We start from the raw sequence: 12,061 nt of genomic DNA, 5'->3' as shown, positions 1-12,061 counted from the left end.
GGACGTCCTGGGCTTACTCTTCTTCGTAGTCCGACATCGGCGGGCAGGTGCAGACCAGGTGGCGGTCGCCATAGGCGTTGTCCACCCGGTTCACCACCGGCCAGTATTTGTCGACGCCCAGGTTGCCCGGCGGGAAGCAGGCCTGCTCGCGGCTGTAGGGGCGGTCCCATTCGCCGACTAGGTCGCGCACCGTGTGCGGCGCGTGCTTGAGCGGGTTGTTGTCGGCGTCAATCTTGCCGTCGATGATGTCCTGTGCCTCCTGCCGGATCGACAGCATGGCATCGCAGAAGCGGTCCAGCTCATCCTTGGGCTCGGACTCGGTCGGCTCCACCATCAGCGTGCCGGCCACCGGCCAGGACATGGTCGGGGCGTGGAAGCCCGAGTCGACCAGGCGCTTGGCGATGTCGTCAACGGTGACTTTGCCTTCTTCGTCCAGCGGACGGGTGTCCAGGATGCACTCATGCGCCACACGGCCCGTTTCCGAGGTGTAGAGGATCTTGTAGGCATCCTTGAGACGGGCTGCGATGTAGTTCGCGTTCAGGATCGCAACCTTGGTCGCCTGGGTCAGTCCCGCGCCGCCCATCAGCAGGCAGTAGGCCCAGCTGACCGGCAGGATCGAGGGTGAGCCGAACGGAGCCGCCGAAACCGGACCCACAGCAGTGCCGTATTCCGGGTGGCCCGGCAGGTGCTCTTCCAGGTGTGCCTTGACGCCGATCGGACCCATGCCGGGGCCGCCGCCGCCATGCGGAATGCAGAAGGTCTTGTGCAGGTTCAGGTGCGAAACGTCGCCGCCGATCTTGCCCGGCTGGGCTAGGCCCACCATGGCGTTCATGTTGGCGCCGTCGATATAGACCTGGCCGCCGTGATCGTGGGTGATCTGGCAGACTTCCTGCACGGTTTCTTCAAAAACGCCGTGGGTCGACGGGTAGGTAATCATGCAGGCCGCCAGATTCGCGGAATGCTCGTCGGCTTTGGCGCGGAAGTCGGCGACGTCGATATTGCCGTTGTCGTCCGATTTCACCGGAACCACCCTGTAGCCCACCATCTGTGCCGACGCCGGGTTGGTGCCGTGCGCGGAGGTCGGGATAAGGCAGATGTTGCGGTGCGCTTCGCCCCGGGCCGCGTGGTAGTTGCGGATGGTCAGCAGGCCCGCGTATTCGCCCTGCGCACCGGAGTTCGGCTGCTGGGAAATCGCGTCATAGCCGGTGATCTGGCAAAGCTTGTCGTTCAGATCGGCGATCATCTGATGGTAGCCCTGCGCCTGGTCTTCCGGGCAGAAGGGGTGCAGGTTGCCGAATTCCGGCCAGGTGACCGGGATCATTTCGATGGTCGCGTTCAGCTTCATGGTGCAGGACCCCAGCGGGATCATTGCACGGTCCAGCGCCAGGTCGCGGTCGGCCAGGCGGCGCATGTAGCGGGTGATCTCTGCCTCGGCCCGGTTCTTGTGGAAAATCGGGTGGGTCAGATATTCGCTTTCACGCAGCGCATAGTCGGGCAGGCGGTAGGCGCGGTTCTTGACGCTGTCGTCTTTCTTCTCGATGCCAAAGGCACCCCAGACCGCTTCGATGGTTTCCGGGCGGGTCTGCTCGTCCAGCGAGATGCCGATGTGGCTGTCGCCGATCTTGCGCAGGTTCACGCCGCGGGCAACCGCTGCTTCCATGACAGTCTTCTGCAGCGGGCCGACCTCGACGGTGATGGTGTCGAAGAAGACTTCGGGCTGCACCTTGAAGCCATGCTCCTCGAGGCCTGCGGCCAGGCGCGAGGTCTTGCGGTGCACCGACTGGGCAATTGCCTTGATGCCGTCGGGGCCGTGATAGACCGCGTACATCGACGCGATGACAGCCAGCAGCGCCTGTGCGGTACAGACGTTGGAGTTGGCTTTTTCGCGGCGGATGTGCTGCTCGCGGGTCTGCAGTGCCAGGCGGTAGGCCTTGTTGCCGCGGGCGTCGACCGATACGCCGATGATGCGGCCGGGCATGGCGCGCTTCAGCTTGTCGGTGGTTGCCATATAGGCCGCGTGCGGGCCGCCATAGCCCATCGGAACGCCAAAACGCTGTGTGGAGCCGATGGCAATGTCAGCGCCCATCTCACCGGGCGACTTCAGCAGCGCCAGCGCCAGGATGTCAGCAGCAACAACGGCGATGCCCTTGTGCTCGTGGATGGCTTCGATTTCCTGAGTGAAATCACGCACATGGCCGTAGGTGCCGGGATACTGGAAGATCGCGCCAAAGACCGCGCCCGGGTCCAGTTCGTCCGGATCGGCAACCACAACGTCGATGCCCAGGGGCTCGGCGCGGGTCTGGATCACGGCGACGGTCTGCGGGTGGCAGTTCTTGTCGACGAAGAAGGCCGCGTTGTTCGCCTTGGAGCGCGAGCCGCGGTGCGCCATTGCCATGGCTTCGGCAGCAGCGGTGGCTTCGTCCAGCAGCGATGCGTTGGCGATGTCCAGGCCGGTCAGGTCGCTGACCATGGTCTGGAAGTTCAGCAGCGCCTCGAGACGGCCCTGGGAGATTTCCGGCTGGTAGGGGGTGTAGGCGGTGTACCAGGCCGGGTTTTCCAGGATGTTGCGCAGGATCGGCGCCGGGGTGGTGGTGCCGTAGTAGCCTTGGCCGATCAGCGAGGTCAGCACCTTGTTCTTGGAGGCCACCTGCTTCATGTGGAAGAGGGCGTCGCGCTCGGTCATTGCCGGACCCCAGTCCAGCGCCTCTTTCTGGCGGATGGCGGGCGGCACGGTGGCGTCGATCAGCTCGTCCAGGGTTTTAAAGCCGATCACCTGCAGCATATCGCGCATCTCGGTCGGAGACGGGCCGATATGGCGCCGGTTGGCGAAGTCATAAGCTTCGTAATCGGTAAGTTTGAAGGCCATGTCTATGGGTCCTTGTGAGGGGCAATGGACCCCGCCGGGCGGTCCGGCGGGGAAGGGGAGCTTAGCCGATCAGGGCCTTGTAGCCGTCCAGATCCATCAGATCGTCCAGCTGGGACGCGTCCGACAGCTTGATCTTGTAGATCCAGGCATCGCCTTCCGGGCTTTCGTTCAGGGCGCCGGGATTGTCGGCCAGGGCTTCGTTCACCTCGATCACTTCGCCGTCCAGCGGCGCATAGATCTCGGAGGCGGCCTTCACCGACTCGATGACGCCGATCTCGCCGCCCTTTTCGAACTCCTCACCCGCTTCGCGCTGCTCGACGAAGACAACTTCGCCCAGCTGGTCGGCGGCGTGCTGGGTGATGCCCAGGGTTGCCACGTCACCTTCGACGGTGATCCATTCATGCTCTTCAGAGTAATAGGTGGCCATGTTGACTCTCCTGATGATGTCTTAGCGTTTGTAGTTCTGAGTAACGAAGGGCAGGGCGACGATTTCTGCCGGCTGCGCCTTGCCGCGGATGATGAGGTTCACCTTGGTGCCTGCGGCGCTTTGATCTGCCGCAACGTAGCCCATGGCAACCGGGCCGCCGACGGTGGGGCCGAAGCTGCCAGAGGTGATGGCGCCCAGAGTATCGCCGCTTTCGCTTTGGATTTCCACGCCCTGGCGGGCGGGGGCGCGGCCTTCGGGCTTGATGCCGACCAGTTTCTTGGCGGCGCCTTCGGCCAGTTCCTTCTGGATGCGGGCAGCCCCGGGGAAGCCGCCTTCTTCTTTGCGGCGCTTCTGGATCGCCCAGGACAGCGACGCCTCGATCGGCGAAGTCGACTGGTCGATATCGTTGCCATAGAGGCAGAGGCCGGCTTCCAGGCGCAGGCTGTCGCGGGCGCCCAGGCCTGCGGGCTCGCAGTCGTCATGGGCCAGGAACAGTTTCGACACGCGGATCGCGTCGGCTTCCGGGATCGAGATCTCGTAGCCGTCCTCGCCGGTGTAGCCCAGGCGCGAGATGCGGCATTCGACGCCGCCGATCTCGGCAAGGGTGGTTTCCATGAACTTCAGCTCACGGGCGGCGGGGCACAGCTCGCCCACAACATCCTCGGCCTTGGGACCTTGCACGGCAACCAGCGCGCGGTCGAAGATCTCGGTCACTTCAACGCCGTCCAGGTTGGCCTGCATGTGCGGAATGTCCTGGTGTCGCAGGGCGGCGTTCACCACGACAAAGTAGTGGTCGCCGGCGTTGGAGACGATCAGGTCGTCCATGATGCCGCCGTCCTCGTTGGTGAAGAAGCCGTAGCGCGCCTTGCCTTCTTTAAGACCGGCATAGGCCTGCGGGCAGAGCGTTTCCAGCTTCTCGCCCACGTTTTCACCGCACAGGATCACCTGGCCCATGTGGGAGACATCGAACAGCGCGGCCTTTTCGCGGCACTGCTTGTGCTCGCCCATGATGCCCATGGGATACTGGACCGGCATTTCCCAGCCGGCGAAGTCGACCATCTTGCCGCCAAGCTCGACGTGCAGGTCATAAAGCGGGGTGCGTTTGGGTGCGTCGGTCATCCTGTGCAGCCTTTGAATTGTATGGTTTCGGGGTGGAGGAGGGCGCAGGACGCGCCCTCCCGGAGAGCTTATTCAGCAGCGTGGCTGGCTTCTTCCGATTTCCCGCCGGTGGCAAAGAACTCTTTTGTCACCTTGAAGACGATCGGGCTCAGCAGGGCCAGGGCGATCAGGTTCGGGATGGCCATCATCGCGTTCAGCGTGTCAGCCAGCAGCCAGATGAAGCCCAGGTCGGCGGTGGCACCGAAGTAGATCGCGACGATCCACAGGATGCGGTAGGGCAGCATGACCTTCACACCGAACAGGAACTCCATGCACTTCTCGCCATAATAGGACCAACCCAGGATGGTGGTGAAGGCAAAGATCGACAACGCGATGGCGATCAGGTAGCCGCCAAAGCCGGGCAGCGAAGTCTCGAAGGCCAGCGAGGTCAGCGCCGCACCGGATTCACCCGAGGTCCAGGCGCCGGAGGCGATGATCGCCAGGCCGGTGATCGAGCAGACGATGATGGTGTCGATGAAGGTGCCCAGCATCGCGATCAGGCCCTGGTTGACCGGACCTTTGGTCTCAGCCGCTGCGTGGGCGATCGGGGCGGAACCCAGGCCTGCTTCGTTGGAGAAGACGCCGCGGGCCACACCAAAGCGGATTGCCGCCCAGACTGCCGCACCGGCAAAACCGCCTTCGGCTGCCGATGGGGTGAAGGCATGGGTGAAGACCAGGCCGAACGCGGAGCCGATGGCGTCAGCGTTGACGACCAGCACGATCAGGCCTGCAATGATGTAGCTGACCGCCATGAACGGAACCAGCTTGCCTGCCACCGCGCCGATGCGGGTGATGCCGCCCAGGATCACGGCGCCGGTCAGCACCATCAGCACCACGCCGGTGACAGAGGTGTTGAAGCCGAAGTTGGTTTCCAGCACTTGCGCCACGCCGTTGGCCTGCACACCGTTGCCGATGCCGAAGGCCGCGATGGAGCCGAATACGGCAAAGGCAACGCCCAGCCAGGCCCATTTCGCGCCGAGGCCGTTCTTGATGTAGTACATCGGGCCGCCGACATAGTTGCCCTCTTCGTCGCGCTCGCGGTATTTCACGGCGCAGACGGCCTCGGAATATTTGGTGGCCATGCCGACCAGCGCGGTCATCCACATCCAGAACAGCGCGCCGGGGCCGCCGAGGAACACGGCGGTGGCGACGCCTGCGATGTTGCCGGTGCCGATGGTGGCCGACAGCGCGGTCATCAGCGCGTTGAACGGGCTGATCTGGCCTTCGCCTTGGCCTTCACGGCCTTTGAACAGCAGGCCAAAGCCCATGCCCAGTTTCAAGATCGGCATGAACTTCAGGCCGACCTGAAGGAAGAAGCCGACGCCCAAAATCAGGGCCAGCATGGGTACGCCCCACACAATCCCGTTTATGTCACCGACAAAGTTTGTTAACGCTTCCATGGGTCTCCTCCCGCTTGCGTTAAGGTTATTTGCCCTTTGCCAAGGCCATCTGACGGGCCTCTTTCAGGGCGGCAAAATCTTCATCCGCGTGGAACGAAGAGCGGGTCAGCGGTGTCGCTGACACATGCAAAAAGCCCTTGGAACGCGCGATCTGTTCCAATTGCGCAAATTCCTCCGGCGACCAGAAACGGTCGATCGGGTGGTGTTTGGGGGTGGGCTGCAAATACTGGCCGACGGTCAGGAAATCGACCTGGGCCGCGCGCAGGTCGTCCATCACCTGGCGCACGTCTTCCAGTGTTTCGCCGAGGCCGACCATGATGCCGGACTTGGTGAACAGCTGCGGATTGGCGCGCTTGGCGTCATCCAAGAGCCGCAGCGAGGTGTAATAGCGCGCGCCGGGGCGCACGCGTGGATAAAGCCGCGGCACGGTTTCCAGATTGTGGTTGAACACATCCGGCGCCGCCTCGAACACCGTCTGCGCCGCCTCGCCCTTGCCCAGGAAATCCGGGGTCAGCACCTCGATGGTGGTGCCCGGGTTCTGGTGGCGGGTGGCGCGGATCGTCTGGGCGATATGCTCCGCCCCGCCGTCCGCCAGATCATCGCGGTCTACGGAGGTGATCACAACATGGCGCAGGCCCAGCTTCTTGACCGCCGCTGCCACCCGGCCCGGCTCAAACGCATCCAGAGTGTCCGGCTTGCCGGTGGTCACGTTGCAGAAAGAGCAGCCGCGGGTGCAGATCTCGCCCATGATCATCATGGTGGCGTGGCGCTTCGACCAGCACTCGCCGATGTTGGGGCAGGCGGCCTCTTCGCAGACAGTGGCCAGATCATGTTCCCGCATCAGTTTGCGGGTCTCATAGTATTCCGCGCTTTCGATCTTTTTCTTGCGGATCCACTGGGGTTTGCGCGGGATGGCGCTGTCGGCCTTGTGGGCCTTTTCCGGGTGGCGGGGGCGCAGCTGGATCGTCATCTGGCGGACCTCCGGATCAGGCGTGAATGGCGCGGCCAAGCGCGTCGAGGCAGGCTTCCTTCACCGCTTCGCCCATCGCAGGGTGCGCGTGGCAGGTTCGTGCAACTTCCTCGATGGTAGCGCCTTTGGTCATTGCCAGCACCAGCTCGGCAATCAGGTCGCCGCCATGTGCGCCGCAGATATGGGCGCCGAGGATCTTGCCCTCCGGCGTTGCCAGCACCTTCACCGCACCGTCAGTTTCACCGGTCGAGCGGGCGCGGGAGTTGGCCATGAAGGCAAATTTGCCGGAGATGTATTCGGTGCCCGCCTCTTTCAGCGCTTCCTCGGTCTGGCCGACGGAGGCAACCTCCGGATCGGTGTAAACCACGCCTGGGACGGTGTTGTAATCCACATGGCCGCGTTCGCCTGCCAGAATCTCGACACAGGCAACGCCGTCTTCCTCGGCCTTGTGCGCCAGCATCGGGCCGGGCACGCAGTCGCCGATGGCATAGATTCCGGGCGCCGAGGTTTGGAAGGTTTCATCCACTTCGATGAAGCCGCGTGCGTTGATCGAGACCCCCAGGCCTTCCAGGCCGAGGCCGCGGGTCACCGGGCGGCGGCCGATGGCAACCAGCACCTTGTCCGCCTCGATCTGCTCCTGGCTGTCCTTACCGACGCGGTCCACGGTCAGGGTCAGGCCGTTTTCGCCTTTTTCGACAGCTTTCAGCGCGCGGCCCAGCTGGAACTTCAGACCGCGCTTGCTCAGTGCGCGCTGGGACAGTTTGGCGATCTCGCCATCAATGCCGGGCAGGATGCGGTCAAGGTATTCCACCACCGTCACCTTGGAACCAAGGCGTGACCAGACCTGACCGAGTTCAAGCCCGATCACGCCGGCGCCGATCACCACCAGATGCTCCGGCGCGGCTTCCAGCGCCAGCGCTCCGGTGCTGCTCAGCACGTCCACCTCGTCGATCTCCACGCCAGGGAGGGGGCTGGGTTCCGATCCGGTGGCAATCAGAATGTTCTTGGCTGTGTAGGTATCGTCCCCCACTTGCACCTGGCCGGGTGCTGGGATGCTGGCCCAGCCTTCGATGTGGTCGACGCCGTTCTTCTTGAACAGGAAGGCGATGCCCTTGGTCAGGTCACCGACAATCTTGTCCTTCCGGGCCATCAGCACGCCCAGATCCAGGGTGGCGCCCTCAACCGCAATGCCATGCGCGGCAAGGTGGGACAATTCGGCATATTTGCCCGAGGAAGTCAGCAGCGCCTTGGAGGGAATGCAGCCGACGTTCAGGCAGGTGCCGCCCAGAGAGCCGCGGCCTTCGACGCAGGCAACCTTCAGGCCCAGCTGCGCCGCGCGGATCGCTGCGACATAACCGCCCGGACCGGCTCCGATCACGATCAGATCATATGCACTCATGTGGTTTCTCCTCCGAAAAGCGGTCCAGGACCGGCACGTGTCCCGTCGTATGCGACGCTGTGTTCCCTATAGGAAACTTTTTCCCTTTTGCAAACGAAAAGTATGATCGCGGAAATTTTGACCCGCAGATGCATCAAAGCTAAGGTATTTGCGGATCAGGAGATTTCGCATAAATGGAACCAATTCCCTCTGAAGAAACAGGACTGGGTCCCGACACTGCCGAGGCCCCGGACGGGGAAATTCTCGGCAAAATGATTCGCGACGCCCGCAAGGAGAAGGGGCTGACGCTGGAGGAAGCGGCCAAGGCTGCGGCCATCGGAAGGTCCACCTTGTCGAAGATCGAGAACAACCAGACCCGCCCAAGTTTCGAGATCATCCGCCGCCTGATGCAGACGCTGGAGCTGGAAACGCCGCAGCTGTTTGTGCAGTCCAGCCAGAGCGGTGTCACCGGGCGACGGGATTTCACCCGCACCGGCGAGGGTGAGCACAAGGAAACCACCACCTACGACCACGAGCTCTTGTGCAGCGAGCTGACCAGCAAACGCATGGTGCCCTATATCAGCACCATCAAGGCGCGGGATGTGACCGAGTTTGACAATTGGGTGCGTCACCAGGGGGAGGAGTTCATGTTCGTACTGAGCGGCGAGCTGATCCTCTACACCGAACACTACCGGCCTCTGCGCATGGGGCCGGGCGACTCGGTCTATTACGACAGCGGCATGGGCCATGGCTGTGTCTCGGTCAGCAAGGAAGACGCCAGGGTCCTCTGGGTGTCGCTGGAAGGGTAGGCGGCTGGTCCCTGAGGTGCGGGTGCGCCAGAGGCAGCGGGCCGCAGCGGGCCTCGGTCGGCCAAGACACGCCGCCGCAGTCAGGCAGGCTCACGGGCCTGACTGGTGTCCAGGCTGATCGTGAAACGGATTGTCGTGCCGTTTTCCCTTTGCAGGTCGCACCAGATCAGCCCCTTGTGGCGCTTGGCGATCTTGGCGCAAGTTGCCAGACCGAGGCCGGTGCCGGGCTGCTCGCTGCCGCGCTGCAGGCGTTTGAACGGCTCAAAGATCCTTTCCCGGTACTCCGGCGGCACGCCGATCCCGTTGTCTGCGACAGAGATCATCACGCCCGGATGGGCCGGTTCGGCGGTCACGGTGATTTCAGGTGTCCTGCCGCCGCTGTACTTGATGGCGTTGCCGATCAGGTTCTGCAGCAGCTGGACGATTTCCGGCGGAAAGCACAACACGCTCAGCCCGCCAGATTGCCAGTCGATCCGGGCGCCGGATGCCGCCAGGTCCTGCGCCAGAACCGCACGCAGGCTGTCGAACAGGCTGTCGACTGTGACACGCTCTGCCCGGCCTTCGCTGTGCGGGTTGATATGGCTGGCCAGGCGTTCGATCAGTTCTGAGGTTTTGTTCACGGATTTCTTCATCAGGTCGAACTGCCGGGCAACCTCGTCCAGGTCGCCTTCAAGGTACTCCTCCTGGATCTGATCGCTCAGGAACTTGATCGCCCGCAGCGGCGCCCGCATGTCGTGAACCAGCACGTCGGAGAACAGCCGCAGCTCATTTTGCTGTTCCTGGATCCGCCACCGCATGTCCGCGACTTTCAGCCCGTTTGCGATCATCCGCTTGAGCGCTTCCGCGCTGAGAGCCGATTTGGGGATGTAATCGCTGGCCCCGGCCAGGATGACGCTTTTTGCAATCTCCTCGTCTCCGTGGCCGGTGGTCATGAACAGAACCGCCCGCGGCCAGGTTTCATTGAGCCGGGCAATCAGATCAAGCCCGGTGCCGTCCGGCAGGAGGTAGTCCAGGAAGATCACGTCAGCCGGGCGCCCGGCACGGCTCAGCGCCTGTTCCCCGCTTTCAGCTTCGGTGATCCTTGCGTCCTGGTGCACCTGCTTCAGCAGCCTGCGCATCAGTTTCCGGTCACCGGCGTCATCGTCAACGATCAGGATGTTGAGAGCCGTCATCGGATACCTTCTTAATGTGAATTTCTGGCAGTTCGACAATGCGCCAGTAGCTGTCGAGTGTTGTCATGAGGTCGGAAAACATCTCGCCAGCCTTGGACTTGAGAATGTAGCCGGCGACATTGTTGGCGTAGGCGTCAGAGATATCGCGCTGGTCGTCCGAGGTCGTCAGCACAATGAACAGAATGTCGTGCAGAACCGGGTCGGCACGGATTTCCCGCAGCAGTTCGATACCGTTCTTGCGCGGCATGTTGATGTCGCTCAGCACCACAAAATGCGGCGGCGGAACCTGGCTCATCTCTCCGCGCAGGAAGGCCAGTGCCTCGACCCCGTCCACAAACCGGGTGATCGGATTGGCGATTTTCGCCCGCTCGAAAGCCCGGCGCAGGGCCTTTGCGTCGCCGTCGTCATCCTCCACCAGGATGATGTTCAGGGCGGGACGGGTGGCGGTAGGCGAACGTTGCATCTCTTTTCCATTGCTTGTTGCAGGCCGCTTCAGCGGCCTGGCCCGGCAGGGGGCTCCGGGCAAATCCTGCGGTGCTGCGGCCTGGCAGGCTGCCGGGAGCCGCAGGCCGCTATTGAAGCAGGTTCGGTGAAACGCGGGCGGTAACGTGCCGGGTGTCTTCGATCACGCTGTCCAGATCGTCCATGAACGCCACCAGGTCCTTGCAGCTGCGCTCAAGCATCGAGACATCCGACAGTACTGATGGCGGCACGCTGTCATCCTGCCGTGCCTGCGACTTGACCACACGGACCCCCGCAAGTGTCCGGCTCAGCAGCAGCCTGAGGTCGGGGCCGCAGCCAACGATGAAGCGCTGGAAGATCCGTTTCAGCTCCTTTTCCGATGCCCGCGCGCTGGACAGCTGGCCGTAAAGCGCCCGCCGTTCGATGGCCGAGGCAATGGATTTGATCAGGGCGTCCGTGGACAGTTCTTCCTTGACGATGTAATCCGCGCAGCCCCGCCGCATCGCCTCGACAGCAATGGAATAGCTGGTGACGCTGGTCAGCATGATGGGAACCGCTTGAACCTGCTCTTCATGGGTCAGCAGCAGCTTCAGCGCGTCCAGGCCGGTGTCCATGCCCAGGTTATGGTCCAGGAACACCAGGTCGAACTGCTCCCGGTCAAGCAGCAGGCTCATTTCATCCAGATTGGCAGCCTCAAAGAATTCAGCTTCCATCCCGGCCTTCCGGCACAGCTTCTTCAGGCGCAGCCTGTCAATCTCGTCGTCATCAACCGACAGGATGTTCAGGACGACGGGCTGCATGAACGGCGGTGCGGCCACGTCCGTAAAATGGTTGTTACTCATCCAGATACCCCTTTAAATTTGCACTGTTCCCGGATCCGGGATTAGACAGAGATATACACCTATAGGTAGTGTTTAGTCATGTGCATCTCTTTAAGGTTTATTATCTTAGGGGATTTACTTAAAGAAAACTAAGTAATTGCAGAGGCTTGCCTTATTTTGCGGTGCCTATGCGATGGCCCGCAGGAATTTGCGAAAACTTTATGTGGCGGGAGGCCGCCGGTCGCCACCGGTTCTGGCGCCGCCAGACTGTTGAAAATTTGTACTAAATGAAGGGGCGGAGCGGCTGCTCGTGCAGGACCAGACGGGGGCCCGGCCCGGGTTTTCTGCAGCTTTGCCATTTGGGGCGGCGTCGGGCAGTTTAGCTGCCCGCTGGCCGGTTCTCCCGCTGCAGGAATTGCCGCAACATCCATCGCCCCGTGCGAAACCTGCAGGGGCAGCGGTTTGGCGCCGGCGGACCGGCGCCCAACGGAGGCTGGCCTCAGAAGTCCTGCCAGAGATCGCGGGCGGCGTTGCCGTTCGCGGCGGCGGCGGGGGCCGGGCTGGCCTCGATCTGCCAGTCGTCCTCGCCGTGCGCCGA

At 62.8% G+C, this 12,061-nt stretch carries 10 protein-coding genes; 1 reads left to right on the top strand and 9 read right to left on the bottom strand.

All coding sequences use genetic code 11. The features are described 5' to 3' along the window. Positions 1-13: 13 nt before the first annotated feature. The 6 genes from gcvP to lpdA form a co-directional block, all read right to left on the bottom strand. Positions 14-2,866 carry an aminomethyl-transferring glycine dehydrogenase gene (gene gcvP / locus LHL23_RS20805; protein WP_226431401.1) on the bottom strand — a complete coding sequence of 951 codons (2,853 nt, stop codon included), beginning with the start codon at positions 2,864-2,866 and terminating at the stop codon, positions 14-16. Between the two features lie 61 nt (positions 2,867-2,927). Beyond that, entirely contained in the window at positions 2,928-3,293 is a 366-nt protein-coding gene (gcvH, locus tag LHL23_RS20800) for a glycine cleavage system protein GcvH (RefSeq protein WP_222480243.1), read from the bottom strand. A gap of 21 nt (positions 3,294-3,314) precedes the next feature. Next, positions 3,315-4,412 (bottom strand): glycine cleavage system aminomethyltransferase GcvT, encoded by a 1,098-nt coding sequence (gcvT, locus tag LHL23_RS20795; RefSeq protein WP_226431400.1) that lies wholly within the window; start codon positions 4,410-4,412, stop codon positions 3,315-3,317. A 68-nt stretch (positions 4,413-4,480) separates the two neighbouring features. Next, positions 4,481-5,851, bottom strand: coding sequence for an alanine/glycine:cation symporter family protein (locus tag LHL23_RS20790; protein ID WP_226431399.1), 1,371 nt, complete (start codon positions 5,849-5,851; stop codon positions 4,481-4,483). Positions 5,852-5,876: 25 nt separating this feature from the next. Further along, the gene (lipA, locus tag LHL23_RS20785) at positions 5,877-6,821 is read right to left on the bottom strand and encodes a lipoyl synthase (RefSeq protein WP_226431398.1); all 945 of its coding nucleotides are present in this window, start codon (positions 6,819-6,821) and stop codon (positions 5,877-5,879) included. 16 nt (positions 6,822-6,837) lie between these two features. Next, positions 6,838-8,220: a dihydrolipoyl dehydrogenase gene (gene lpdA, locus LHL23_RS20780; protein ID WP_226431397.1), complete on the bottom strand. Its 1,383-nt coding sequence runs from the start codon at positions 8,218-8,220 to the stop codon at positions 6,838-6,840. Between the two features lie 173 nt (positions 8,221-8,393). Here lpdA and LHL23_RS20775 point away from each other — a divergent pair, with 173 nt between their 5' ends. Continuing rightward, the gene (locus LHL23_RS20775) at positions 8,394-9,008 is read left to right on the top strand and encodes a helix-turn-helix domain-containing protein (protein ID WP_222480232.1); all 615 of its coding nucleotides are present in this window, start codon (positions 8,394-8,396) and stop codon (positions 9,006-9,008) included. Positions 9,009-9,088: 80 nt separating this feature from the next. Here LHL23_RS20775 and LHL23_RS20770 read toward each other — a convergent pair whose 3' ends face one another. The 3 genes from LHL23_RS20770 to LHL23_RS20760 all read right to left on the bottom strand — a co-directional run bounded on the left by LHL23_RS20770 (position 9,089) and on the right by LHL23_RS20760 (position 11,484). Further along, a complete protein-coding gene (locus tag LHL23_RS20770; RefSeq protein WP_226431396.1) occupies positions 9,089-10,180 on the bottom strand; it encodes a sensor histidine kinase in 1,092 nt (363 codons plus the stop codon). After that, positions 10,152-10,643, bottom strand: a complete 492-nt coding sequence (locus LHL23_RS20765; RefSeq protein ID WP_222480228.1) for a response regulator — start codon at positions 10,641-10,643, stop codon at positions 10,152-10,154. Before LHL23_RS20765 ends, LHL23_RS20770 begins: the two co-directional genes overlap by 29 nt. A gap of 109 nt (positions 10,644-10,752) precedes the next feature. Beyond that, complete coding sequence (locus LHL23_RS20760; RefSeq protein WP_226431395.1) at positions 10,753-11,484, bottom strand: response regulator; 732 nt, start codon at positions 11,482-11,484, stop codon at positions 10,753-10,755. Positions 11,485-12,061 lie beyond the last annotated feature (577 nt).

Origin of the sequence: Leisingera sp. McT4-56, from assembly GCF_020514995.1 — a bacterium.
GTDB classification, from domain to species: domain Bacteria; phylum Pseudomonadota; class Alphaproteobacteria; order Rhodobacterales; family Rhodobacteraceae; genus Leisingera; species Leisingera aquaemixtae_A.
The sequence above is the reverse complement of the archived record's forward strand: the minus strand, read 5'-3'. Positions and strand labels throughout refer to the sequence as shown.